Genomic DNA, 25,525 nt, shown 5'->3' on the forward strand with positions numbered 1-25,525 from the left:
TAATGGAATGAAAGCTCAAATGCTTAGTGCATTTTAGTATCTAATGAAAATGAATTGTTAAAAAATGATGAGAAATCAGTTTTAGACAGAAAAATTCTCAATATCTTTTTATGAGTAAAATAACTATTGATTATTCTTTTAGGAATGGTTAAACTAACAAAGTAACTGAAATGTAAAGGGGGAGTAAAATGAAAGTACCGGGGATTTGGAAGGGACTAGGTTGGTTTTTAGTGATCATTCCGTTGATTGGTTTATTTGGTCTACTAAAATTAATTGTTGAAATAGGTATTGGTTATACCTTTGCTGTATTGGGCGTGTTAATGTGGCTAAGTTTGCTCAGTGTAGTCTTTTCAATTGTTGTTGGAGTATTGCTGATCAGAGGAAGTATTTGGGGCTATTATTTAACAAAAGTTTTAATGGTTATTTCGGTCATCAATATTGTTTTTCTGTTGTTCGATTTTGATTTAAGATCATTTGTATCTTTGATCTTTAGATTAATTATATTAAGTAAAGTTATATATGCTGATACAACGAATTTATACTTATCAGAATTAAGAAGTGCTTCAAAAAACTAAATGCTTAAACAAAATAGAAAAACATGCTGAGAGTCTAAAAATCTTAGCATGTTTTTTTATTTGTGCTAGAACAGGACTTTTGATTGAATTATGTTTTATAATGAAAGTATCATTTTTGGGGAGCGAACGAGGCATGTTAAAAAATAAATATATCTTATCGATTGATCAAGGAACGACAAGTTCAAGAGCGATTATTTTTAATCATCAAGGACAAGAAATAGCGAAAGCACAAAAGGAACTGACGCAATATTTTCCAAATCCTGGCTGGGTAGAACATGATGCAAATGAAATCTGGAACTCGGTTCAATCTGTGATTGCAGACGTATTGATTGAGTCTAAGTTAAAACCTGTTCAAATCAAAGCGATTGGGATTACGAATCAGCGTGAAACAACAGTTGTTTGGGATAAGGAAACGGGAGAACCGATTCATCGGGCGATTGTCTGGCAATCAAAGCAGACAAATGAGATTGCTGATGAACTAAAAGCTAATGGACATCAAACCTTTATTCAACAACAGACAGGATTGATCGTGGATTCTTATTTTTCAGCAACTAAGGTAAAATGGCTGCTGGATAATGTTGCAGGAGCGAAAGAACAGGCACGAAATGGTCAATTGCTTTTTGGCACAATCGATACTTGGGTTTTGTGGAAATTAACAGGAGGGAAAGTCCATAAAACAGATTATACCAATGCTAGTCGTACGATGCTGTTTAATATCCATACCTTAGATTGGGATCAGGAGATTTTGGATATCTTGGATATTCCTCGAATAATGTTGCCAGCAGTCTGCTCTAATGCAGAAGTGTATGGCTATACAGAAGATTATCATTTTTATGGAGAAAATATTCCGATCGCTGCCATGGCAGGTGACCAGCAGGCGGCTTTATTCGGTCAAGCGGCTTTTGAAAAAGGAATGGTCAAGAATACCTATGGAACTGGTGCGTTTATTGTGATGAATACTGGTGAAACAGCGATTCTATCTACCAGTGGTTTACTGACGACGATCGGTTATGGACTCAATGGAAAAGTGACGTATGCATTAGAAGGAAGCATTTTTGTTGCAGGTTCTGCTGTACAGTGGTTGCGTGATGGGCTAAAACTGATTGAAAAGGCGAATGAATCGCAAGCCTTAGCAGAGCAAGTCACGGATTCTGATGGCGTGTATGTCGTTCCAGCATTTACTGGTTTAGGAGCACCTTATTGGGACCAAGAAGCACAAGGCGCAATCTTTGGGTTGACTAGAGGAACAACAAAGGAGCATCTGATTCGTGCCACATTAGAATCGATTGCTTATCAGAGTGCGGATGTGATCAAAACAATGGAAAATGATTCAAATATTGAGATCAAATTATTAAGAGCTGATGGCGGTGCCTCAAAGAATGACTTGTTGATGCAATTTCAAGCAGATATCATTGATAAACCAGTGGAAGCGGCTGATTTTTCTGAAACAACGGCCTTAGGTGTAGCTTATTTAGCAGGGTTAGCGGTAGGTTTTTGGCAAGACTTAGCTGAAATCAAATCATTTGTACAGACCGGCAAACGATTTGAAGCGGAAATCACAGAAGAAAAACGCAATGATCTATATGATGGTTGGCGTCAAGCAGTTCATGCAACGATGGCTTATAAAAAGAAAGAATGAATCTGACGATATAAAGGAGGCGAATCAATGTATCAACCAGAAGTTTGGCAAGGCTTGACCAGTACGTACCAAGAAATCAAACCTGATAATCGTCTGAACGCTTACATTCAATCTTACTGGTTTAGCCATGGTGATCGTACCGAGGAACCAGCTAGGATCATCCCAGATTTATGTTCAGATTTGATTGTTCAATTAAGCCCTGAGTTGGATATTTTATCCATTGAGCTTTGCGGTCCAAGCACGAACTTCTTTTATTCAATTGTAGAACAACCAGTTATATATCTAGGGATCCGATTTTATTTAGGTGGTCTGTATCCTTTTTTCAATCACTCTTTCAAGGAAATGAAAAATCAGCTTTTAGCATTAAATTTTATTGATAAGGTATTTGCTAATGATTTAGCTGACGTACTTTCTGGGAAAAAATCGTTTGCTGCGATAATTAAAAGTGTCGATTTTTATTTCCTGAAGCGTTTCAATCGTTTGGAAACAAAAAAGATTTCTCAGCCAGTTCGAGAATTTATCACGAGTCATTATGAGACGATAGACTATCGAAAAGAGGGAATAAATAATCTGATTTCTGAGAGAAGTTTACAGCGCTTGTTTAGAGAAGAAACTGGCTTGTCACCTTATGAAGCCTTTGACGTACTGCGTTTTCAAAAAGTTTACCAAGAGTTATTGATCGATCCTCAGATCAAGCAACTGGATCTTGTGGAAAAGTACCATTTTTTTGATCAGGCGCACTACACGCGAAAAATGAAAAAAATGACGGGTTTAACGCCTAGTCAAATAAAGCAATATGTCGGAATTTTACAAGACAAGTATTAAGCGACTGATTATAATAGAAGAAAAGAATGGAGGGCATCAAGATGCGTTTAGATATGGTCGGAATCATTGTAGAATCAATGGCGCAAGCAATTCTATTTTATGAACGCTTAGGTTTTGAAGCAATAGGAGAAAAACAGGCTGATTATGTAGAGCTGAATCAGGCAGAGATAAGAATTTCACTAAATACAAAAAAAATGATTGAAGGAATTTATGGTTACCCACCAAAAAGTGACGGAGATAAAATCGAATTAGCTTTTCTTTGTGATGATCCAGCCGAAATCGATCAGCGGTGTGAGGAAATGAAAAACTTTGGTTATGAGATTTTTCGTGAACCTTGGCAGGCGTTTTGGGGACAATATTATGCGATCATAAAAGATCCAGATGGTAATCTACTCAGTCTATTTTGTAATGAGCAGAAGGTATAAAAAGATGAAAGAGACCATTCACTATTTAAAAGAAGAAGCAAAAAAATGGCCCGGTGCAACGGTCAATTACCGAGAAGACTGGGATTGCGATTATTTTGGGATCGAGAAAAAATGCTTTTGCATGCTTGGAACCAATAAAACAGGTGACTGGGTGATGACAGTTAAAGGTGATCCTGAGGAAAATGAATTGCTACGTGAGCAATACTCCGATGTGATTCCTGGATACTATGCGAACAAGACCCATTGGAATTCGTTTTTACTGGAAAAGTCATCATTTACAGATGAACAGTTGGCGGTGTTTTTGAGAAAATCCTATACATTAGTTTTTGGGAAATTGACTAAGAAAGTGCAAGCAAAGTATGAATAAGTGAAGATAAAAACGACAAAGGCAACCGCGGTCTTTGTCGTTTTTATCTATGGTAAAGTGTAATTATTGGTCACAGTTAATGCTACATTGCCTTTTTTTCGACCAGTTTCCACATATTCATGCGCTTGCGCTGCATTTGCTAATGAGTAGGTTCTATCGATCGTTGCTTTGAATCGTTCTTTTTCAACTAGCTCTTTAAGAAGATACAAATCTTCTACAAGCCCTTTGACCATTCCTTTGGATACGGAAACGAATTTCCCATTTTTACTTGTAAGCTGTTTTCTCTTTGATTTGTTTAGCTTTCCAACAGCATCAAAGACAATATCATATGTTTTATCTAGTGTGTTAAATTCTTCGGTTGTGTAGTCAATAGTAGCATTGGCACCAAGTGAGTGAACAAATTCAAGATTTTGAGTGCTGCAAATTCCAGTAACATCTGCGCCAAAGTAGGTAGCAAGCTGTACAGCTGCTGCACCGACGGAGCCAGAAGCGCCGTAAATCAAGACTTTTTGATTGGGTGCAAGACTAGCTTTTCTTAAAAAATGAAGAGCTGTTGTTCCGCCAAAAGCCAATGTAGCAGTTTCTTCAAAAGTAGCATTTCTAGGAGCTAACGAAACTACAGCGTTTTCGGACAAACAGATATATTCTGCATAACCACCAAACTTCATTCCAGTTAAGGCAAATACAGCATCTCCCACCTTGAATTTTGTGCTATTTTCACCAACTTCTTCAATAATACCTGAAAACTCAGTGCCTAAAATGGGTTGTCTAGGTCGCTTAAAGCCAAACATGATTTTCATGATCGGACTATATCTTTTTGCTCCTCTAACAACACAGTCGCCAGATGTCACTGTTGTTGCATGGATCTTTATAAGAATTTGGTTGCTTTTCGGCGTAGGTTTTTCGATCTCTTGTAACATAAGAACATCTGGTACTCCATAGCCTGTACAGATGATGGCTTTCATATCCTTTTTCCTCATCTCCTAAAATTTCGGTTACTATCCTTTGTAAGAAAATACTACTTCTAATGGTTGATCAAATACTTTAGCAATCTTAAATGCTAGTTCCAAGGATGGAGAATATTTTTCTTGTTCCAATGAAATAATCGTTTGTCTTGTAACACCTACAGCATCAGCCAAAGCTTGTTGGGTCATTTCGCCATGCATAAAGCGCTGTTTCCGAATCGTATTGCTAATTAATGACTTTCCCATATTTAATACCCTCTTTCATAATAAAAAATGTAAGAAACGTAAGAAATAACATCGGAGACGAACACAGTGAAAGCCAAAATTGTAAACATTGTAGAAATAGGTTGATGGATGGCTAATGCACCCATTGCTAAAAAGAAACCAAAAGCCAATAGAAAACAAAAATTTCGAACAGCTCTGAGCTCGATCAAACGATCCCGCTCATCTGAAATAGTTGGAGCCTTATTTTTGCTGAACATGTTATTGAGTAGATTAAAAATAATCAATACAACGATATTAGAGATGACTAAAACGAACAATAGTGTTAAAAAGAACCCGCCCCATAATGAAAGAACGTCAGCTTGATTTAATTGCAATTTATTTAAGTGACCTAAATATAAATAAAAGAAAATAACCACATTTGAAACCAACAAAACCAACGCCTTTTTTGATTGATAAATCATAAGAATCCTCCTAAATAGTTTTGTGTATAAACGTTTATTCAAGTTGTAAAAACATTTATACATAGATTATCATGAAAAAAGACCTGTGTCAAAGTATTTTGACACGGGTCTTTTTTTTCTATCTAATTCTAGTGATTCAAATACCAATTAACCAAGGTAATGATCCATAAATGTGCTGGATAAAATACATAAAATAAGTATTTAAAGCCTGGATTATCGCTGCCTTTTTTCCCATTATACAGATGAATAAAAGGAATCACTAAAATAAATAGAAAATCAGGATTTCCTTCAAGCATCATTCTGATTGTGTTAAAAGAGTAATCTGGTAAGCCTAATAACGGTAGTATAACCAATGGAATTGCTAAAACAAGATAAGATATATCTCTTTTTCTAGGGGTATCTCGGAAGAAATAACTAAGCAACATAAATGGAATAACAACGATACCTCCCTCAGCAGGAATCAGTCCTAAAACAGTTGCTACCGTTAAAATGATGGCTAAGACACTTAAGGAAATTTTAGAGACTGGTTTTTTTGTGTGTTTTGCAAAATCAATCAATGTTAAAATGCTCACGCCGATTGCTAACGTTAGAAAGATATTGTTGTAAGAATAATACATTGGGTCTTTGATGATCAGTGTGTTGATCAATGTATTCCCTACAAACATGATTGCAGCCCAGACATAAAGACGAAGCAGATAATTTTTTCGGTTTCTTGTATAATGAAACCCTTCAACTGCCATAAAAGCAAAGAATACAGCAACACATCGTGTGATCATATGGATTGGATCACCAAATTGTAGTGGTAAAAGTGGGACAAGATGATCTAATAGCATCAAGCTCATCATAATTAGTTTTAATTGATTCCCGTTCATTTCATTCTCCTAAATACATGTTATTTTATTACTTTTTATAGTATAAAAGAAATAAGCATTTTTGGCGTTGGAAAAGTCGAACAAATGCCTTACAAAAATGAGAGAGAACGGTAAGATGATTATTTAATGGTAGGATTCACTTTGATGGAGATAAACACATCAATGGATGTTGTATTAAATAGTAGGTATAAATTTATTTTGAAAAGTATTGGCATCTATTTTTATGGGGTTGTTCATTTGATTGCCTTCTTTTACACGATCACAGTCATGCCTTTTTGCATCGCATTCATCATGTTTTCTCATAACAAATAATATAGTAATAATAGAGTTGCTAGTTAGGCAATTCTATTTAAAACGATTATCTTCTTCAATCTATTTTCTTTACTTTAGAGTTATGATAAGCTTGATTAAGGGTTGACGAATATAAAACAAAGGAGAGTAAAATGAAAAAAACAATAGTGTTTTGTGGGGTATTTCTAGTATTAATGAGCGGTTGCACTGCGAAAGAAGAGGCAAGTTCCAAAACGAATAAAACAACAAAAGAGACAAGTACTTCTAGTGTTCTCGCTGAAAGTACAACAAAAGAAACTGAAACTTCTACAAGCACAAAAAAAAGTGAAACAAAAAAAGCAGCCACAACTGAAAGCAGTCCGAAAAAAGAAACGAAAAAGACTGAGGTAAATGGGCATCTTTTTACACCTAATCCAGAGGATGATGATGAGGAAGTAAGCTATCAGTCATCAGGTGATGGTAATATCTCTGCTTTTGTTCCAGACTATTCGCAATACAATAAAGAACAAGTAATCAGTATGCTAGGCGAACCAAGTCAGATCATTACTGATTCTGCTACAATCCGTGACAGACTAGAAGATAGCGAATGGCAATTGATCAAAGCACAATATGATCTTGGTAAATTAAGTGAAGAGCAAGCGAAAGCGTTTATGTTTGCGACAAAAGATTTATCACTAGCGGCTTCTATGAGCATGAAATTAGAATTACTAGTTTACGAAGACCAAGGCAAACCCAATGTTTACTTATCAGAAGATAGCGTTAAGTTTATTACACCGATGACCGACTATATTGATTTTAACGGAAAAATAGAAACGATTTAATTTGGCTAATGGAGAGGTTGAGATGTGACTTGTAGAGTTATATTTCAGCTTTTTGTAGAGAATGACCTTACGAAAATTGGGAAGTCGACTTACCTGTCCGATTGCTGAAAAAAATGAACAAACAAGAGTTTTTCCAAAAAGCTTATGTGCCACATCCACATACACTGGACCATACACCGAACTGGCTTCAGTATATAGTAAAATTTTGAAGTGGATCGAGGAACAAGGATATAAGATGAACGGTGCACCTTTTGAAATCTATCAAACTGATCCTAACACCACAGAATCAGACAAAAATATTGTTGAAGTCTATTTCCCAGTAGCACTTTAAAGAGATAGTGAGCGTTAATAGCAGGTCAACAGATAATTATTCTGTTGGTCTGCTATTTTTAATTTGTATTCATGGCTTTAAAAAAGTTTTAAAATAAGTCTTGAAAATCATTTTAATAGGCATTACTCTATATTTGAGAACATACCCAGCCAACGAATTTTTTATTTAAGACGAATCGGAGGCTATGGAAAAGCCAACAAAGAATTGATGACAACCTTTAAAGAACGAGTAAAAGCAGAGAATTTGTTTGATGAAGAGACAATTATCTATGGGATCGCTTGGAGTGAACCAAATACACCGAAAGAGAAGTGTATCTATGATGTTTGTGTGGTTGTATCAGTAGAACAAAACAACATCGAAGGCATGGAGGAGACGATACTTAAAAATGGAAAATATGCGATTTTTAAGGTAAACCATACTGACGAAGCAGTTCAAGAATTTTGGATGGCGTTGATGAAACCTGATTTTCAAAAGAAACATTCTATTACGATTGATTTCAAACGTTCTATTTTAGAAAGATATGCTGTAAATCAAATTGAGGCAGGTTATTGCGAATTTTGTGTGCCGATTAATTAAATGGAGCTTGAGATGAAGCTACGCAGTCATGCTTTTGGAGTGCGTCTCTATAACTTAACGCTATTTGTTTAAATACCCCTTAATCAAAAATTGCTTCAATTTATCTTTGCTTGTGGATAATGAATTCTAAGATTTCCCGATTGCTTTAGCTAATGGAGTTATTCAGTTTTTTTCGATATCTTTTTAGAACAAAATCAATTGTTCTGGTAGCATAATCTGCCTCCTTTTTCATGAATAATTAAAGTACACACGATTTTAAATAGAAAAAAATTTCTCCAGTGTTTAATGTGAATTTTTCAAAAACTATTGACTATATTTGCTTTTCGTGATAAATTGTTTAAAAATATATGAGAAAAAAATGAAAGAACGATGATCAGAATAGTAGATGAATTGCTTCGTTTTAGAGAGTTTCCGTTTGCTGCAAGGAAATAACGAACACTCATCGAACACGCCTGTAAGTTGTTTTTCTGAAATACAACATTTGGTTAAACAAAAATTGTTTTCTAAATGAGTAGGAAAAATCGGAGAGTCCGTTATCACTCCTTAGTTTATCTAACTAACAGAGGCTTTTACTGTGAAGTAAAAGCGAATCTGAGGTGGGACCACGTGAAAAGTTTCTCGTCCTCTTGGCTTATTTGCCAAGGGGACGATTTTTTTATCTAGCTTCGCAAGCTAGCTCTTTAGGAAAAAGATAAAAATAGTTTGTGGTAAAAAAACACCACAATCGATTTTTCCTGCTTTTCAGTTAGAGCTGAACGAGCGCGCTGCACTTTTAAGTTTAGGAGGAATTCATATGAAATGGAATCGCAGTTTACCATCAGGAACAAAAGATAAGCTATTCCGAGAAGCAAATGGGGCATATCAATTAGAAAAACAAGTCAATGATATTGTGAAAAAAAGAGGGTACCAACGAATCGATACACCAGTGATCGAATTTGAAGATGTCTTTTACAGTGAAGAAAAAAATGAAAAAGAATTTTACCGTTTTTTTGATAAGCAAGGACGCTTACTTGTTTTACGACCGGATATGACGATGCCAATTGGTCGTGTCATTGCCACAACAGGTATTCAGCCTCCTCTTAAATTAGCGTATAGTGGCAAAGTTTTTCGCTCAAATGATGATATGTTGGGCGAGCAAAATGAATTGACACAAGCCGGAATTGAATTGATCGGCTATTCTTCTTTAAAAGCAGAAATTGAATGTATTACCTGCGCTATTGAAATTCTAGAAGCCTTAAAAATACCCAATTTTCATTTTGAATTAGGCCATGCACAAATTTTCCGCTTGATCGTAATGAAACTGGGATTAGATGAAGCCGCAAAAACAGAACTTCAAAACCATTTTAGTAATAAAAGCTTAACCGATCTCAAGCAATTTGTTGAACGTTATCCTAGTGAATTAGATGCATTTATTTGTGCAATTCCGCGACTATTTGGTGAAGCACAAGAGGTGCTGCCGATTGCTAAGGCACTGTTGCCGGTCGAGTCAACGATCATCAACGTAATCGATGAAATCGAAACGTTAATGGACATTATTAACAGCTATCATCAAAAAATCTCGCTCACTGTCGATTTAGGCTTAGTGACATTGATGGATTATTACACAGGCGTTTTGTTTAGCGGCTATGCTGATTTAGTACCGGATATTTTTTTAAGAGGGGGCCGCTACGATCATTTGGCGGAACAATTTGAACATCCTGTGATTCCAGCTGTGGGGCTAGGAATTAATTTAGATACTTTGGTTGCATTGCAATACCAACTCAATAATCTTGCTACTTTAGATCAGCCAACGACATTAGTTCACAGTAGTATAACGCAACTGGCACAGGCAGAAGCACTAGTGAAGGAGCATCATGATTATCAATTATCATTGTTCGAAACATTGGAAGAAGCACTAGACTATGGCAGAAAGTGGCAGTATCAGCAAATTATTGAAATAACAGAAGATAAAATACAGGTAATAAAGGTGGGTGAGCGAAATTGATACCATTGACCATTGCATTGACAAAAGGACGTTTGGAAAAGCAAACATTAACTTTATTTGAACAAGCAGGAATTGATGTCTCCTTTATGCAAGACAAACAGCGCAAATTGATTTTCACTAGTCCCGATCAACGCTTTAAATTTCTTTTAGTAAAAGCAGCTGACGTAACGACTTATGTACGCCATGGTGTAGCGGATCTAGGAATCGTTGGGAAAGATGTGCTGATCGAGCATCCTTTTGGCTATTATGAAATGCTGGATTTGAAAATCGGGGTCTGCAAATTCTCAGTCGCTTCTACCAAACAATATCGACCAGATGACTATAAAAGAAAACGCATTGCAACCAAATACCCAACAGTTGCCTCAGAACACTTTCGTAAAAAAGGGGAGGATGTTGAAATCATCAAGATCGAAGGCTCCGTGGAAATTGCACCAGTTTTGGGATTGGCAGATGCAATCGTTGATATTGTTGAAACAGGTACGACCCTAAAGGAAAATGGTTTGGAAATTTTTGAAGATATTTGTCCAATCTCGGCTCGAGTAATTGTCAATAAAGCAATGCTCAAACGTAAACGTCAAGCTATATTTCAGTTGTTTGATGAATTAGAACGTGTGATTGAAGGGGGAAAAACGAGATGAAATGGCTGACTGGAAACACGGAAGAGATTTTAACAGCATTAAACGAAGAGGCAAAACTGACGCAAGTGGACAATCAAAAAGTTGAGGAGCAAGTTCGTCAAATCATCCAAGCAGTCATCCAAAACGGTGATCAAGCGTTAAAGGCTTATTCTAAAAAATTCGATCAAGTCACGTTGCAGGATTTGTCCATCTCAAAAGAGACGATCGATTTGGCTTATCAACGAGTAGAAATAGAAGTGATTAAAGCTTTAGAAGCGGCCAAAGAAAATATTGTCAGTTATCATCAAAAACAAAAACAACATGACTTTATGGACACAGAAAAAAAGGGTGTTTTACGGGGACAACTAGTCTTACCCTTAGCACGTGTAGGGGTTTATGTGCCTGGTGGAACGGCTGCGTATCCTTCTTCTGTACTTATGAATGTTTTACCTGCAAAAATTGCTGGTGTCAAAGAAATCATCATGGTCACGCCTCCTTCGGATGAGGGCATTCCTGACGTGATTTTAGCAGCAGCAAAAGTAGCTGGAGTAGATAAAATTTTCCAAGTTGGCGGTGCTCAAGGAATAGCGGCGCTTGCATATGGAACTGAAACAGTGCCAAAAGTCGATAAAATCGTAGGACCAGGGAATATTTATGTAGCGACCGCTAAAAAACAAGTATTTGGTACAGTAGGAATCGATATGATTGCAGGTCCTTCTGAAATTGGGATTTTAGCAGATGAAACAGCCAATCCAGTTTATATTGCAGCAGATTTATTGTCTCAAGCAGAACATGATACGCTTGCTAGAGCGATACTCATAACGAATTCTCCGAACCTTGCAACCCAAGTAGAAAAAGAAATCATAAGACAACTAGCGACCTTGCCTCGTAAGCAAATCGCAGAACAAGCGATTCAAAATCATGGTCGTATCATCGTCGTAGCAACTGTTGAAGAAATGTTTACGATCATGAATGAAATTGCTCCAGAACATTTAGAAGTCCAACTGACTGACCCAATCAGCTATTTACATGAAATAAAAAATGCTGGATCGATTTTTCTAGGAGAATATGCCTCAGAACCCGTAGGCGATTACTTTTCAGGAACCAATCATGTCTTGCCAACAAGCGGCACTGCAAAATTTTATTCACCGCTGGGCGTTTACGACTTTGTGAAGTATAGTCAAGTCACTTATTATACAAAAGAAGCTTTAGCCGATGCAAAGGATGCAATTACAATTTTAGCAAGAAAAGAGGGCTTAGAAGCACATGCTCGTGCGGTCGAGTGTCGCTTCAACTGATGCTATTTTCTAGCAGAACGGACTAATGTCTTTAAATTTGAAGGGAGAAGAAGAATGAGAACAGCTACTTTAAAAAGAGAAACTGCAGAAACCAAAATTGAATTAGCGCTAGATTTAGATCGCCAAGAACCAGTAATTGTTGTAACAGGAGTTGGATTCCTTGATCATATGCTGATTTTGTTTGCGCGTCATAGTCGTATTTCATTGGAAGTCAATGTTGTGGGGGATTTGGACGTAGATAGTCACCACACAGTAGAAGATGTTGGGATCGTTTTAGGTCAGTGTATCCGTGAAGCGTTGGGCGATAAAAAAGGCATTAATCGTTATGGGACAAGTTTTGTACCAATGGATGAAACGCTAGGGATGGCTTCATTGGATTTAAGTGGGCGTTCATATCTCGTTTTTGATGCCGTATTTGATAATCCTAAATTAGGCTCATTTGATACAGAATTGACTGAAGAATTTTTTCAGGCACTCGCTTTCAATACTCAAATGAATCTTCACTTAAAAATTTTACATGGGAAAAATACCCATCACAAAATCGAAGCACTATTTAAAGCGACTGGGCGAGCATTGAGAGAAGCCATTACTGAAAATCCAGAAATTCAAGGAGTCAACTCCACGAAAGGAATGCTTTAGATGATTATTATCATTGATTATGATACAGGGAATACTCGAAATGTCCAAAAAGCATTAAATTACGTTGGGTTAGAAAATAAAATTTCGGCTGATCCTATTGAAATACAAGCAGCAGATGGCTTGATCTTACCGGGTGTCGGTGCTTTTTCATTAGCGATGGAGGAGCTTAAAAAACGGGGATTAGTCAACGTGATCCAAGCGGCAGCTAAAAAAGGCACACCCATTCTAGGTGTTTGTTTAGGAATGCAGCTTTTACTAGACGGGAGCCTAGAAAATGGCTTTACAGAAGGCTTGGGATTGATTGAAGGGCTTTGCGAAAGATTGCCAGATGATCCTAATTTACTAGTGCCGCATATGGGCTGGAATGAACTGATCGTCACCCATGAAACCTCGCTCACAAAAGAAGTGAACGGCAAATATGTTTATTTTGTTCATTCTTATTACGCAGATTGTGAACCTGATGTGATTGATGCGTTAGCACAATATTCAATCAAAATACCAGCAATGATTTCAAAGGGAAATATATACGGAACACAGTTTCATCCAGAAAAAAGTAGTGAAGCAGGACTGATGATTTTAAACGGATTTAAGAAGGTGGTCGAACATGCGAATATTGCCGGCGATTGATATTAGAGAAGGAAAAGCGGTTCGTTTACTGCAAGGTGATTTTTTACAAAAAACGATTGTGAATAATGATCCAGTAGCGCAAGCACAAGAATTTAAAGATGCAGGCTTAGAGATGATGCATGTCGTTGATTTAGATGGTGCATTAGTGGGAAAAGCAGAAAATGCTTCTTTGATTGAGCAAATGAAGAGAAAGACGGGTTTAAAAATAGAACTTGGCGGAGGAATCCGGACAATAGATCAAATAGACAACTATGTGGCAATTGGGATCGATCGGATCATTATCGGTTCGGCAGCCTTAAGAGATCCTGAATTAGTGAAAGCAGCAGTCAAAAAGTATGGGGATAAAATTGCAGTTGGGATTGATGCTAAAAATGGAAAAGTAGCAATCAGTGGCTGGCTAGATGTTAGTGAAACCGATTATTTACAAATGGCACAAGAAATGGCAGCAATTGGGGTTAAAACGATCATTTATACAGATATTGAAAAAGATGGAACCTTAACTGGCCCAACTTTTGATGACTATGAAAAGCTTTTAAAAGCTGTACCAGCTGTACAAATTATTGCTTCTGGTGGCGTAAGTAGTCAAGCAGACTTAATACAACTAGCTGAGTTAGGTTTATCCGGAGCAATTGTTGGTAAAGCCTTTTACAATGGGGCGATCACCTTAACAGAAATGTTGGAGGTAGAAGCATATGCTGACTAAACGAATTATTCCGTGTCTAGATGTGACAGATGGACGTGTCGTTAAAGGAGTGAACTTTGTTGGCTTAAAAGATGTTGGTGATCCTGTTGATATCGCACGCTTTTATAATGATCAGGGAGCAGATGAACTGATTTTTCTGGATATTACGGCGACAAGTGATGAGCGAGAGACGATGATTGAATTGGTTGAACGAACTGCTGCAGAAGTTTTTATTCCTTTGACTGTAGGTGGCGGAATTCGCTCAATTGAGGATATGAAAAAGATGCTGCAGGCAGGGGCAGATAAAATATCTCTCAACTCTGCAGCACTCAAACAACCAGAATTGATCAAAATAGGAGCAGAAAAATTTGGCTCACAATGTATCGTAGTAGCAATCGATGCGAAACGAGTCGAAGATTCTTGGCATGTCTTTGTGAAAGGTGGACGTGAAGATACAGGAATAGATGCAATCACCTGGGCAAAAAAAGTGGTTGCATTGGGCGCAGGTGAAATATTACTGACAAGTATGGATGCAGATGGAACTAAAGAAGGCTATGATCTTGCTTTGAATCAAGCCATTTGCTCAGCAGTGAATATTCCAGTTATTGCGTCAGGCGGTTGCGGCAGTACAGCGGATATCGCAGAAGTATTCCAAAAGACCAAAGTTTCCGCCGCCTTAGCTGCGAGTATTTTCCATTACGGCGAAGTAGCAATTCCAGCATTAAAAGAAGAGTTAGCACGTAACGGGATGGAGGTTCGTCGATGAAACCAGATTTTACGAAAGGCTTATTACCTGCAATCATAATAGAAGAAAAAACAAAGGAAGTACTAATGCTGGCCTATATGAATGAAGAAAGTTATCAAAAAACACTTGAAACCAAACAAACCTGGTTTTATTCACGTTCACGACAACAGTTGTGGAATAAAGGAGCAACAAGTGGCAATACTCAAAAAGTAAAACGGATCGTGACGGATTGTGATTCAGATACATTACTTATTACAGTAGAGCAAACAGGACCTGCTTGTCATACTGGAGAACATAGTTGCTTTTTTAATGTGATTATTTAACCTAAAGGAGGTAAGGCGTATGATCGAAGCGCTATATAAAGAGATACTTGCACGTAAGGAACACCCAAAAGAAGGATCGTATACCAATTATTTATTTGAACAAGGATTAGATAAAATTTTGAAAAAGGTTGGTGAAGAGTCGACAGAGGTGATCATTGCCGCTAAAAATGATCAAGCAGAACTAATTGCTGAAACGTCTGATCTCGTTTATCATATGCTTGTTTTGTTAGTTGAAAGAGACATTTCTTTGGAAGAAATCATAGCTGAATTAGCGAAAAGAGAAGGAAAATTAAGTAAAACCAAAGAGCGTAAACAAATTGATGAACTTTAAAAAAGTTAAAAAATAAAGCAGCCTCTCATAAAAAACAATTATGAGACAGGCTGCTTTATTTTTCAGTTGGATCATTCAAAGAATCAACTGCTTCTAGAACATACGTAACATCATCTGCTTCATCATATAATGAAGCGGGTTTACCATTTAGACATTGTACGATGAGATGATACCCATATTCATCTTGGGCTACTAACCGTTTATTCGTTAATTCAACCAGCATATAACTTAATTTTTTGCCATCAACAAACATTTGGAGATCGTTTTCAATCTTCAAGGTATGTTGAATCGCTTTTTGTTTGTTAACGAACCACCAGCTCCCTAAATAACGTTTATATAAATTAGGAATAATTGAATCAGCCTGAGGTTTTTCCTGTTTCTTTTTCAAGAATAATGACCCAACGATTCCAGTAATAAGTGATGCACCTAAAAATAATGACCAATGTTTTTTCATACTATCATTCTCCTCCAAAATAATCATAGCACGAAATTAAAAAACAGACTATTCGAAAATCCCTTCCTATAAAAAAACTTAATGAAGTTGGTATTTTGATTTATCCAACTCATTTTTTCGACTAAATTTTTTGCTCAACGCATGGAGTGTCAAAACAAAAGTTTGACGATGCTTTTTCATTCAAAATATGGTATTGTTTTCAAGAAAGGGTGTTACAATGATTACATATCCAAACGTGTATTTAGCACATTTTATTGATAGACCAAATCGTTTTATTGCAAAGTGTCGTCTGCGTGAAAGCGGTGAAATGGTAACGGTTCACGTAAAAAACACTGGTCGTTGTAAAGAACTATTTTATCCAGAGGTGGAAGTTGCGTTGTCGTACCAGCCTTCACCAAAGAGAAAAACAGATTATGATTTGATTGCGGTCAAAAAAAAGGATGCTTGGTTCAATATCGATAGTCAAGTTCCTAATGCGTTAGCAGCTCAAGCATTAGTGGATGCTACAATCGTTTTACCTGATTTAAAAGGAAAGATCGTCACAGTCAAAAGAGAAAAAAAATTTGCACAGTCTCAATTTGATATATTGGTAGAAACAGATACAGGACATCAAGCCTTTGTTGAAGTCAAAGGAATGACCTTAGAAAATAACAAGTTAGGTGCATTTCCTGATGCCCCAACCTTACGTGGTTTAAAACATGTGACGGAACTGATTGAAGCCATCAAAGAGGGCTATCAAAGCTATGTCTTATTTGTGATTCAGTTTGAAAACGTTGAAGCGGCTACGATCCATACCAACATGCAGCCAGCCTTAGCAGCAATGATTTCGTCGGGGCAAAAACAAGGTCTAAGTGTCATTGCTTACAATTGTCGTGTCACACCTGATACAATAGCAATAGAACATCCAGTACCATTTGATGTCACAAAAATGTTTGAAGATCCAAATTCAGAAAGGTGAGGGTAAATATGATTCACTTAGGTATTATTGGAACAAACTGGATTAGCCATCAATTTGTCAAGGCAGCATTGGAGACCAATCGCTATGATTTAACTGCTGTTTATTCACGCAAGCTGGAAACGGCTCAAAAATTTGGTGAAGAATATGGTGATGTTGAATACGCTACAAATTTAGCGACATTTTTTGGGATTGCTCATATGGATACAGTGTATATTGCTTCTCCTAATTCATTACATTTTGAACAAGCAAAACAAGCACTTCTTGCAAAAAAAAATATTATTGTTGAAAAACCAGCCTTCTCAACTCCTGAAGAGATGGCAGAAATTATTGAATTAGCAAACCAACAACAAGTTTTCTTTTTTGAAGCAGCACGAAATATTCATGAGAAAAGCTTTAAAAAAATCGGCGAACTATTGCCTTTAAAAAATCAAATTACAGGTGCAAATTTCACCTATATGAAATACTCCTCACGTTATGATCAAGTGCTTGACGGACAAGAACCAAATATTTTTTCTCCCCATTTTTCTGGAGGAGCTATGGCTGATTTAGGTGTTTACTTAGTCTATGCCGCTGTTGGTTGGTTTGGGTTGCCAAATGAAAGTCATTATTTTGCAAGAAAAATTCCAACTGGTGTTGATGGGATCGGGACAGCGATTTTAAGATATGATTTATTTGATGTGACACTTCAAACTGGAAAAAATGCGGATTCATTTTTAGATTCCGAAATATATTTTGAAGGCGGCACATTGATTTTGGATAGTGTGAACGCAATTTCCAAAGCTGAATTTCATGATCGAAATCACCAGGAACGTGATATCATTGCGTTAACGACCGAAGAAAATCCGATGATCGAAGAAGCCCATGACTTTGCAGATGTACTAGAAAATCCTGATGATCCAACGATAGGTGTACGTTATGAAGAGTGGGTGGAATTGTCACGTAATGTGAATAAAGTTGTTACAGCATTAAGGAAAAGTGCCGGTATTGTGTTTGATGCCGACAAAGATTAAGTAGTTTTAATGAAGAAAGGACTATTATGACAATTATTAAAAATTTACCAGAAGCGTGGCAAACCCATTGGCAAGCTTCTGGTTTTAGCGAGCCATCAATGATTCAAGAGAAAAGCTTCCAACCTTTAAAAGAAAAAGAAAATGTGCTAGGTATTTCACCAACAGGCTCAGGTAAAACATTAGCGTATGTATTGCCGTTACTTTTAAATGTAGAAAAAGGTCAAGGCAGTCAATTATTGATTTTAGCGCCTTCACAAGAATTGGCGGTACAAATTAGCCAAGTTGTTCGTGATTGGGCAACGTTACTTCATTTAAAAACACAAACGCTGATTGGCGGGGCAAATGTAGGCCGTCAAATCGAGAAATTGAAGAAGAAACCTGAAATTTTAATCGGGACACCTGGGCGAGTATTAGAGTTGATCAAGACCAAAAAAATTAAAAGTCACTTGTTACACACAATTGTGATGGACGAAGTGGATCAGCTTTTCCATGAAAAAGAATTAAATTTAACGAAACAAATTTTAACGAGTGCACCAACAGAATTTCAATTAGTCTTTTATTCAGCGACAGCAGATCGAGTGGCCGAAGAAGCGCAAAAATTAGCAGATCAGCTGACCGTGATCGATGTAACAGCTGAAGATCAATCCAGTGGAGTTGTAAATCATCATTTTATAGCCTTATCACCGCGGAAAAAAAGTGACTATTTAAGAAGTTTAGCGTATACGCCGGATTTTCGTGCAATGGTCTTTTTCAATCAAGTGGCTGATCTAGGCTCTGTGGAAAAAAAATTACTTTACGAAGGACTAGCGGTGGCTGGATTAGCTTCGGATCAGAACAAAACTTTACGTAAATTAGCGATCGATCAATTTTCTAAAAAACGGGCAGTAATGCTTTTGACAACGGATATTGCGGCTAGAGGCTTAGATTTTAATGCGATTCCCTTTGTTGTCAATGCTGAAGTCCCTTTATCAGAAGAAAGCTATATACATCGAGCTGGACGTGTTGGCCGAATGGGTGCTGCAGGTTCTGTCATCACCTTTGTCAACGATGCAACGAAAAGAGATTATCAACGTTTGATGAAAAAAATCGAGCTCCCTTACCAAGAAGTCTTTCTGTACGATGGAGCCATCCATTCAACACGAAAAGAAAAAAGTATTACTGAAGACAAAGGTGCAATAACTGCGACTCCTAAGAAAGATGCACCAACAAAAAAAGACACTAGTGGGCAGACAGCAAAGCCTAAAAAGCGTCCGAAAAACAATAAAAATAAAGGTGCTAGACGCAAATCGTCAATAATAGAGAATAAGTAAGAACGTCATGATTTGAGGAGGCTATCCATGAAATCGAGAAAAGACGAGATTTTAGCAGTTTTAGAACTAAAAAAACAAGGGATGACAGCAGCTGATGTTGCCAACGAGATGGCAATCGATCGAAGCAATGCCAGTCGTTATCTAAGTGAGCTTTTTAAAGAACAGAAAATAATTAAAAGTGACGGACGTCCAGTTGTCTATTCCGTTGTAACGGAAGAAGAAAAGGTTCATGTAGACAATTCTAGCGAGGTCACCTTTGATAACTTAGTCGGAGCACAAGATTCTTTAAAGGTCAGTATCCAACAGGCAAAAGCGGCGATTTTATATCCACCGCGTGGCTTACATACAATTATTTTTGGGGAGACTGGAACCGGTAAATCGCTTTTTGCAGAATGTATGTATCATTTTGCTGTTGATTCTAAAACATTGGCATCAGACGCACCGTTTGTTTCATTTAATTGTGCTGACTATGCTCAGAATCCACAGTTACTGTTTGGGCATATTTTTGGTGTGAAAAAAGGAGCTTATACTGGGGCAAATGAAGACAGTCCTGGTTTGATGTCAAAAGCAGATGGCGGGATTCTGTTCCTAGATGAAATCCATCGTTTACCACCAGAAGGACAAGAAATGCTCTTTACCTTTATTGATAAAGGAATCTATCGTCCACTTGGTGAAAGTGGTCAAACCTATGAAGCATCAGTCCAAATCATTGGGGCAACAACAGAATCTTCAGAAAGCTTTTTGACGACGTTTAACCGCAGAATTCCAATGGCGATCACGTTACCGTCCTTAGATGCTCGCTCGCTGGATGAGCGCTATGACATTATCTCGTTGTTTATCAAACAAGAAGCCAACCGTTTAAATCAGCGGATCGATATTAAACGAGAAGCCATTTTGGCTTTTATGCTTTATGAAGCAGAAGGGAATATCGGTCAAGTCAAGCGAGATTTGAAACTGGTTTGTGCCAAGTCATTCCTGCATTATCGTACGCATAATGAGTCTAGTTTAGTCATCCGAAAACGAGATTTACCTTTGCAAGTGCAAAAAGGATTACTAAAAATCAAAGAAGTATCGGATCGTTTAGATCGCTTTGTTGATAGCAAAAGTAATTATTTAAGCTTTGAGCCGGGGACAAATGAAGTGGTCTGGTCACAAGATCCAGCTCGTGATATGCAAGTGTACAATGAAATTGAAGAAAAAGTTGCAACCTTATCAGCAAACGAACTAGAGAATGTGAATTTAGAACAGCTGATTTCTAGTGACATGGATGCTTATTTTCAAACCTATGTAGACGAATTGACACAAAATCCTGTGCATAAAGAATTATTACCAGAACCGATTTGGAAATTGACAGACCGCCTATATGATATTGCAGAAAAAAGATTAGAACGTATGTATAATGAAAAAGCTCGCTTTGCGTTTGCCCTACATCTACAAAGTACCATTGATCGAGTGAGAGAAGGGCATGTGATCGTTCATCCTAATTTGAATAATGTCCGTAAGAAAATGAAAAAAGAATTTCAAGTAGCAATGGACTTGTCTGCCATTATCGAAGAAGAGAACAATATTGAAATCCCATTCGACGAAATTGGGTTTATCAGTATGTTTTTATCGATCAATGTGGGAAACAAAGAAAAAGTTCACGAAAATAATGTAGGTGTAGTTGTTTTGATGCATGGGGATTCAACAGCTTCCAGTATGTTAAAAACCGCGCAAGAATTACTTGGCACGGAAACCGGTGCAGCGATGAATATGCCGCTTACAATGGAAGTTCAAACCATGTATGAACAATTAAAAAGTTTTGTCTTGAGTCATCGCGAGAAATTGGTGAATGGGATGTTGCTTTTGACAGATATGGGTTCATTGAACTCATTTGGAAATCTAATTTTTGAAGAAACGGGTATTCGGACAAAAGCGATTACTATGACTAGTACGATGATCGTTTTAGAAGCGATCCGGATGGCTAGTGTTGGACGAAGCTTAGAAGATATCTACCAAAATATTCAAATGTCCTTTGAAAGTATTATCCGAGAACAGTTTAGAACCAGTCCTCAAAATCGAGAAGAAGTCAAAAAAGCTGTTGTTGTGACTTGTTTTACTGGGGAAGGCGTTGCCGCTAAACTGTATCAGCGAATTTTACCTGTGATTGATGAAAACAAAGTCGAAATTATCCAAATGCAATTTTTAGAACGTGAAGCGTTTAAAAAACATATCGACAGTTTAATGGAAGAATATGAAATCAAAGCCATTGCGGGAACAGTAGATGTTGAGTATCAGAATATTCCCTTCTTCTCTGCATACGATATCTTTGATGATGAAAAATTGAACGTACTAAAACGTATTGCAGGCGATGAAGTGCCGACAGAAAAAATCGTGAAATCATTAAGTGGAACGATTACAGCAGTTGATTCTTTACAAAAATTGATTATTACATTACAAAAAACAGTACATCAGATTCAAACGGACATGCATATTATTGTCGAACCTGGGGTAGACGCAGGGATCGTGATTCATCTAGCTTTCTTAATCGATGGGATTTTAAAAAGAGAAAAATCAAACGAATTCGATAATCTGACGGAGTTTATGAAGAAAAACCGTTTAGAATCAGATGTAATCAGAACTAATTTGATGGCAATTGAAAAAACATATCGCTTATCCTTTACAGAATCGGATATTGCCCACCTAACGCAACTATTTTTAGAAAATAGGATCGAAGTAGCAACTGAGTATAAAAAAATATAGTAGTGTGTACACGTGAATCAGTGTGTAGCTAATGGAAAATAGTGTGTACACAATATGTATAGACCAAAACCCTTGTTACAATCGGATTTGGTCTATACGTATCTTTGGCACACTTCTTGCTTTATATAAAAGTGTAAGTACAAAAAAATTAGAAGGAGTGGTAATAATGGCTAAAAAAACAATTATGTTAGTATGTTCAGCAGGGATGAGTACAAGTCTATTAGTAACAAAAATGCAAAAGGCAGCAGAAGATCGTGGAATGGAAACAGACATTTTTGCAGTATCTGCATCAGATGCTGATAACAACTTAGAAGCAAAAGATGTAAACGTATTACTTTTAGGTCCGCAAGTTCGTTTCATGAAAGCGCAATTTGAACAAAAACTAGCACCTAAAGGTATTCCGTTTGATGTAATTAATATGTCAGACTATGGCATGATGAATGGTGAGAAAGTCCTTGATCAAGCAATTGCTTTAATGGACAAATAAAAAAATAAAAAATGAACGGAGTTACAAAACGTGGAAGATCAACAAAATTTAGAAGCAGTAATGGGATTGATTATGTATGGTGGGAATGCTAAAAGCGATGCAATGGAAGCGATTGCGGCTGCGAAAGCAGGAGATTTTGAATTAGCAGATCAAAAAATCGTTGATGCAGAGGAATCTTTAGTCCAAGCACATCATTCTCAAACAGGAATGCTAACACAAGAAGCGCAAGGAAATCATATCCAAGTGACTTTATTGACTGTTCACAGTCAAGATCATTTAATGACATCGATCGCTTTTACAGATCTAGCAAAAGAGATCATTGATTTATATCGCCGTATGGACAACGAGTAAGCTATGTTATTTTCTTTTTTGAACGGAAGAAAATAGAGGTTAAAGTTTTTGAACGGAGCTTTAACAACTACATTGTTTTAAGGAGTATCTTTGCTCTTTAAATATATATTATTTATAGGAGGAATTAAAAAATGGATGGATTAACAGCCTGGATGGAGAAATACATTCTACCTGTGGCCGGCAAAATTGGTGCACAAAAGCACTTAGTCGCACTACGTGATGCTTTTATTGGGACAATGCCGGCAACAATGGCAGGTTCGATCGCCGTAATGATCAACGCGATAATTCGTGACTTGCCCCAACAATTTTTCTCTGATTACGCAACAAACCTTGCCGCAGACAAGGGAATCTTTGCAGTTATTAATGTTATTATTGGCATCAATGGATTTGTTTGGAACGGAACTTTGGCAATTGCTGGTTTGATTTTTGCTTTTTCTTGGGGTTATAATCTAGCAAGAGCGTACAAAGTAAACGACTTAGCTGGTGGTATCGTTGGTTTGGCAACATTGATTCAAGGAATTGCTTTTTCTTATTCTAATACTTTAGAGACAGCTGTTCCAAAAGAATTAATGAACACAATCAATGCTGGCTCTGCAGATTCTGGTTGGTCAGCTACAGCTGAAGGCTTAACAGCAGGCGGTTGGGGTTGGTTAAAACTAGATCACCTAAATGGTAATGCATATTTCACTGTCATGATCATGGGTGCAATTTCTGTTATTATTTTCTGTAAATTAATGTTGGCGAATATTACGATCAAAATGCCTGATTCAGTTCCGCCAGCAGTATCAAAAGCATTTGCTGCGATCTTGCCTGCAACGATCGCGTTATATGTTATCGCAATTATTAACTTTGTAGTAGGTAAATTAACAAATGGACAATTGATCATCGATCTGGTCCAAAAATATATTGCAGAACCATTCTTGGGCTTATCTCAAGGGTTAGGTGCGGTATTAATTGTAACAATTTTTGTTCAAATTTTCTGGTTCTTCGGAATTCATGGTCCAAACGTATTGGCACCAGTTTTAGAAGGAATCTGGGGACAAGCACAATTGATCAATATCGATATTTTCCAAAAAGGCTACAAAGGCTTGACTGGTACACCAGCTGTCTTGAAAGCTATTGATGAAGGCAAAGCGTACATGTGGGTTCGTGGTTCATTTGACGCCTTTGCGTGGTTTGGTGGTTCAGGTGGTACGATCGTCTTGATCATTGCTATCTTGTTATTCTCTAAACGTGCTGATTACCTAACTGTTGGTAAATTATCATTAGGACCTGGTATCTTCAACATCAACGAACCAATCATGTTTGGTTTACCGATCGTATTAAATGCTATCATGTTTGTACCATTCTTAGTAGCACCAGTTGTTGCAACAACAATTGGTTGGTTAGCAACATACTTCGGCTTAGTAGCGCCAGTATCTCAACAAGTAACATGGGTTGTTCCGCCAATCTTGCTATCATTCTTAGCAACAGGAGCAGACTGGAGAGCACCAATCGTAACAATTGTATGTATGGTTGTAACATTCTTGATCTGGACACCGTTCGTTATTGCGGCTAACAGAATGGAACCAACTGATTTCGAATAAACTAAAATTAAATAGCGGATTGCTTTCACTTTTAACAAGGTGAGAGCAACTGCTTCATTATTTAAGGAGAGATTAAAATGATCACAATCGCAAGTGCAATGCAACAAGAAGAAATCAAGAACTTATTAGAAAGCTATGAGGGTGGAGATTTTACATACACTTTTAAAGAAAAAAAAGGCATCAAATTAGCATTTGACGTAACAGGGGACAAAGAAGAAGCAGCTAAAAAAGCAAAAGAATTAATCAAAGCACAACCTTGGGGCGGTGTCTTGTTCTTCCAAGCAGCTGCAGTTTAAAAAGATTGGATGGATGTAAAATGGTAAGAAATGGTTTATTTGTCTGCAGTATTGGCTTAATTATAATTTTATATGCGCTTAATCCTGCATCAATGAAATATGATTTGTTAAGTATGACGACAGGTATTTTCTTAGTTGTTGTTGGAGGCTATTTTTTCTTCAAAGGCAGAAAGAAAGAAGAACAAAATAAGAAAAAGAACAACGAGGTGAAAAGATAATGGAAATTATCAAGAAAATGAATATTCCTGCATCTGTTTTTTATGACCAAGTCATGGATTCTGTTTTGTTTGATATACGAAAGCATACGGGCAAAAGTTTAACCAGAAAACAACTAAATAACTTTGAATATGTTAAGGAATTTTCGAAGAATAGTCGAGCGCGTATCAAAGTAGAAAAACTTGTTGAAAATACGTCTTACCATTTTCGAACATCTACCACAAAAAATGATTTCTTGGTTCAATATGATATCAAACCACTAGATGAAAAATCGTGTGAAATTCGGTATAATGAAAAAATGGAATCGTATGGATTTTTACAAAAAATGAATGATGCTGTACTTGGTACGATACTTATGTTTTTTAAAAAACGCCAGTTTACTAAAATGTTAAAAATGATGGAAGAGTCATATTGATAAGAGTGTCATAAAGGCACTCTTTTTTTTTACGTTCTTTTACACACAAATTGCACTGTGTATATTGTGTGTAAAAGCAGA

Annotated in this window: 33 protein-coding genes and 1 other annotated feature; of the genes, 28 read left to right on the top strand and 5 right to left on the bottom strand. The window is 37.0% G+C overall.

Translation table 11 applies throughout. The features are described 5' to 3' along the window. The first annotated feature begins 188 nt into the window (after window positions 1–188). The 5 genes from IGJ55_RS03890 (at window position 189) to IGJ55_RS03910 (ending at window position 3,831) form a co-directional block, all read left to right on the top strand. Entirely contained in the window at window positions 189–575 is a 387-nt protein-coding gene (locus IGJ55_RS03890; RefSeq protein WP_069640467.1) for a hypothetical protein, read from the top strand. Window positions 576–708: 133 nt separating this feature from the next. After that, window positions 709–2,214 carry a glycerol kinase GlpK gene (gene glpK / locus IGJ55_RS03895; protein WP_207121663.1) on the top strand — a complete coding sequence of 502 codons (1,506 nt, stop codon included), beginning with the start codon at window positions 709–711 and terminating at the stop codon, window positions 2,212–2,214. Between the two features lie 27 nt (window positions 2,215–2,241). Beyond that, entirely contained in the window at window positions 2,242–3,039 is a 798-nt protein-coding gene (locus tag IGJ55_RS03900; protein ID WP_207121664.1) for an AraC family transcriptional regulator, read from the top strand. Between the two features lie 41 nt (window positions 3,040–3,080). Continuing rightward, window positions 3,081–3,464 carry a VOC family protein gene (locus IGJ55_RS03905; RefSeq protein ID WP_207121665.1) on the top strand — a complete coding sequence of 128 codons (384 nt, stop codon included), beginning with the start codon at window positions 3,081–3,083 and terminating at the stop codon, window positions 3,462–3,464. A 4-nt stretch (window positions 3,465–3,468) separates the two neighbouring features. Further along, window positions 3,469–3,831 carry an MmcQ/YjbR family DNA-binding protein gene (locus IGJ55_RS03910; protein WP_207121666.1) on the top strand — a complete coding sequence of 121 codons (363 nt, stop codon included), beginning with the start codon at window positions 3,469–3,471 and terminating at the stop codon, window positions 3,829–3,831. Window positions 3,832–3,878: 47 nt separating this feature from the next. Here the strand turns inward: IGJ55_RS03910 and IGJ55_RS03915 are convergent, their stop codons facing one another. From IGJ55_RS03915 to IGJ55_RS03930, 4 genes are all read right to left on the bottom strand, one after another. After that, a complete protein-coding gene (locus tag IGJ55_RS03915) occupies window positions 3,879–4,796 on the bottom strand; it encodes an NAD(P)-dependent alcohol dehydrogenase (protein WP_207121667.1) in 918 nt (305 codons plus the stop codon). A 33-nt stretch (window positions 4,797–4,829) separates the two neighbouring features. Continuing rightward, window positions 4,830–5,042: a helix-turn-helix transcriptional regulator gene (locus IGJ55_RS03920; protein WP_069640473.1), complete on the bottom strand. Its 213-nt coding sequence runs from the start codon at window positions 5,040–5,042 to the stop codon at window positions 4,830–4,832. A 2-nt stretch (window positions 5,043–5,044) separates the two neighbouring features. Beyond that, on the bottom strand, window positions 5,045–5,482 hold the full coding sequence (locus tag IGJ55_RS03925; protein ID WP_430607358.1) for a hypothetical protein: 438 nt from the start codon (window positions 5,480–5,482) through the stop codon (window positions 5,045–5,047). Window positions 5,483–5,610: 128 nt separating this feature from the next. Next, entirely contained in the window at window positions 5,611–6,354 is a 744-nt protein-coding gene (locus tag IGJ55_RS03930) for a TraX family protein (protein WP_069640475.1), read from the bottom strand. Between the two features lie 162 nt (window positions 6,355–6,516). Between IGJ55_RS03930 and IGJ55_RS03935 the strand changes: the two genes are divergently transcribed. The 13 genes from IGJ55_RS03935 (at window position 6,517) to hisE (ending at window position 15,619) form a co-directional block, all read left to right on the top strand. Beyond that, the gene (locus tag IGJ55_RS03935) at window positions 6,517–6,666 is read left to right on the top strand and encodes a hypothetical protein (RefSeq protein ID WP_207121670.1); all 150 of its coding nucleotides are present in this window, start codon (window positions 6,517–6,519) and stop codon (window positions 6,664–6,666) included. 131 nt (window positions 6,667–6,797) lie between these two features. Beyond that, complete coding sequence (locus IGJ55_RS03940; protein ID WP_069640476.1) at window positions 6,798–7,466, top strand: DUF4947 domain-containing protein; 669 nt, start codon at window positions 6,798–6,800, stop codon at window positions 7,464–7,466. A 61-nt stretch (window positions 7,467–7,527) separates the two neighbouring features. Continuing rightward, entirely contained in the window at window positions 7,528–7,797 is a 270-nt protein-coding gene (locus IGJ55_RS03945; protein WP_430607360.1) for a GyrI-like domain-containing protein, read from the top strand. Between the two features lie 141 nt (window positions 7,798–7,938). Beyond that, entirely contained in the window at window positions 7,939–8,373 is a 435-nt protein-coding gene (locus IGJ55_RS03950; RefSeq protein ID WP_430608124.1) for a GyrI-like domain-containing protein, read from the top strand. Window positions 8,374–8,733: 360 nt separating this feature from the next. Next, window positions 8,734–9,002 (top strand) — a binding site (T-box leader). Window positions 9,003–9,166: 164 nt separating this feature from the next. Then, complete coding sequence (gene hisZ, locus IGJ55_RS03955; RefSeq protein ID WP_430607363.1) at window positions 9,167–10,357, top strand: ATP phosphoribosyltransferase regulatory subunit; 1,191 nt, start codon at window positions 9,167–9,169, stop codon at window positions 10,355–10,357. Beyond that, window positions 10,354–10,995 carry an ATP phosphoribosyltransferase gene (hisG, locus tag IGJ55_RS03960; RefSeq protein ID WP_207121673.1) on the top strand — a complete coding sequence of 214 codons (642 nt, stop codon included), beginning with the start codon at window positions 10,354–10,356 and terminating at the stop codon, window positions 10,993–10,995. Before hisZ ends, hisG begins: the two co-directional genes overlap by 4 nt. After that, on the top strand, window positions 10,992–12,272 hold the full coding sequence (gene hisD, locus IGJ55_RS03965; RefSeq protein ID WP_207121674.1) for a histidinol dehydrogenase: 1,281 nt from the start codon (window positions 10,992–10,994) through the stop codon (window positions 12,270–12,272). Before hisG ends, hisD begins: the two co-directional genes overlap by 4 nt. 54 nt (window positions 12,273–12,326) lie before the next feature. Further along, the gene (gene hisB / locus IGJ55_RS03970) at window positions 12,327–12,911 is read left to right on the top strand and encodes an imidazoleglycerol-phosphate dehydratase HisB (RefSeq protein WP_430607366.1); all 585 of its coding nucleotides are present in this window, start codon (window positions 12,327–12,329) and stop codon (window positions 12,909–12,911) included. Further along, a complete protein-coding gene (gene hisH / locus IGJ55_RS03975) occupies window positions 12,912–13,538 on the top strand; it encodes an imidazole glycerol phosphate synthase subunit HisH (protein WP_430607368.1) in 627 nt (208 codons plus the stop codon). After that, on the top strand, window positions 13,516–14,241 hold the full coding sequence (hisA, locus tag IGJ55_RS03980) for a 1-(5-phosphoribosyl)-5-[(5-phosphoribosylamino)methylideneamino]imidazole-4-carboxamide isomerase (RefSeq protein ID WP_430607370.1): 726 nt from the start codon (window positions 13,516–13,518) through the stop codon (window positions 14,239–14,241). Before hisH ends, hisA begins: the two co-directional genes overlap by 23 nt. Then, entirely contained in the window at window positions 14,231–14,986 is a 756-nt protein-coding gene (gene hisF, locus IGJ55_RS03985) for an imidazole glycerol phosphate synthase subunit HisF (protein ID WP_430607372.1), read from the top strand. The genes hisA and hisF overlap by 11 nt, the downstream gene beginning before the upstream one ends. Beyond that, a complete protein-coding gene (gene hisI, locus IGJ55_RS03990) occupies window positions 14,983–15,288 on the top strand; it encodes a phosphoribosyl-AMP cyclohydrolase (RefSeq protein WP_069640486.1) in 306 nt (101 codons plus the stop codon). The genes hisF and hisI overlap by 4 nt, the downstream gene beginning before the upstream one ends. Before the next feature lie 19 nt (window positions 15,289–15,307). Next, window positions 15,308–15,619 carry a phosphoribosyl-ATP diphosphatase gene (gene hisE, locus IGJ55_RS03995; protein WP_207121679.1) on the top strand — a complete coding sequence of 104 codons (312 nt, stop codon included), beginning with the start codon at window positions 15,308–15,310 and terminating at the stop codon, window positions 15,617–15,619. A 55-nt stretch (window positions 15,620–15,674) separates the two neighbouring features. Here the strand turns inward: hisE and IGJ55_RS04000 are convergent, their stop codons facing one another. Continuing rightward, window positions 15,675–16,073 carry a DUF4828 domain-containing protein gene (locus IGJ55_RS04000; protein WP_430607374.1) on the bottom strand — a complete coding sequence of 133 codons (399 nt, stop codon included), beginning with the start codon at window positions 16,071–16,073 and terminating at the stop codon, window positions 15,675–15,677. A 220-nt stretch (window positions 16,074–16,293) separates the two neighbouring features. On the opposite strand from IGJ55_RS04000, the gene sfsA reads away from it, so the two are divergent. The 10 genes from sfsA to IGJ55_RS04050 all read left to right on the top strand — a co-directional run bounded on the left by sfsA (window position 16,294) and on the right by IGJ55_RS04050 (window position 25,444). Then, a complete protein-coding gene (sfsA, locus tag IGJ55_RS04005) occupies window positions 16,294–17,031 on the top strand; it encodes a DNA/RNA nuclease SfsA (protein ID WP_430608126.1) in 738 nt (245 codons plus the stop codon). 8 nt (window positions 17,032–17,039) lie between these two features. Further along, entirely contained in the window at window positions 17,040–18,041 is a 1,002-nt protein-coding gene (locus tag IGJ55_RS04010; RefSeq protein WP_430607376.1) for a Gfo/Idh/MocA family protein, read from the top strand. A 26-nt stretch (window positions 18,042–18,067) separates the two neighbouring features. Further along, window positions 18,068–19,351, top strand: coding sequence for a DEAD/DEAH box helicase (locus tag IGJ55_RS04015; RefSeq protein ID WP_430607378.1), 1,284 nt, complete (start codon window positions 18,068–18,070; stop codon window positions 19,349–19,351). A gap of 27 nt (window positions 19,352–19,378) precedes the next feature. Continuing rightward, on the top strand, window positions 19,379–22,093 hold the full coding sequence (locus tag IGJ55_RS04020) for a sigma 54-interacting transcriptional regulator (RefSeq protein ID WP_069640491.1): 2,715 nt from the start codon (window positions 19,379–19,381) through the stop codon (window positions 22,091–22,093). 166 nt (window positions 22,094–22,259) lie between these two features. Then, a complete protein-coding gene (locus IGJ55_RS04025; protein WP_069640492.1) occupies window positions 22,260–22,580 on the top strand; it encodes a PTS sugar transporter subunit IIB in 321 nt (106 codons plus the stop codon). A 30-nt stretch (window positions 22,581–22,610) separates the two neighbouring features. After that, window positions 22,611–22,931 carry a PTS lactose/cellobiose transporter subunit IIA gene (locus IGJ55_RS04030; protein WP_069640493.1) on the top strand — a complete coding sequence of 107 codons (321 nt, stop codon included), beginning with the start codon at window positions 22,611–22,613 and terminating at the stop codon, window positions 22,929–22,931. Window positions 22,932–23,083: 152 nt separating this feature from the next. Beyond that, the gene (locus IGJ55_RS04035) at window positions 23,084–24,517 is read left to right on the top strand and encodes a PTS sugar transporter subunit IIC (RefSeq protein WP_422851604.1); all 1,434 of its coding nucleotides are present in this window, start codon (window positions 23,084–23,086) and stop codon (window positions 24,515–24,517) included. 77 nt (window positions 24,518–24,594) lie between these two features. Further along, window positions 24,595–24,813: a hypothetical protein gene (locus IGJ55_RS04040; RefSeq protein ID WP_069640495.1), complete on the top strand. Its 219-nt coding sequence runs from the start codon at window positions 24,595–24,597 to the stop codon at window positions 24,811–24,813. Window positions 24,814–24,833: 20 nt separating this feature from the next. Next, a complete protein-coding gene (locus IGJ55_RS04045) occupies window positions 24,834–25,031 on the top strand; it encodes a DUF3188 domain-containing protein (RefSeq protein WP_207121683.1) in 198 nt (65 codons plus the stop codon). Next, entirely contained in the window at window positions 25,031–25,444 is a 414-nt protein-coding gene (locus IGJ55_RS04050; RefSeq protein WP_069640497.1) for a DUF3284 domain-containing protein, read from the top strand. Before IGJ55_RS04045 ends, IGJ55_RS04050 begins: the two co-directional genes overlap by 1 nt. The last annotated feature ends 81 nt before the right edge of the window (window positions 25,445–25,525 follow it).

Origin of the sequence: Enterococcus sp. AZ170 (genome assembly GCF_050545135.1) — a bacterium.
GTDB classification, from domain to species: Bacteria; Bacillota; Bacilli; order Lactobacillales; family Enterococcaceae; genus Enterococcus_L; species Enterococcus_L ureilyticus.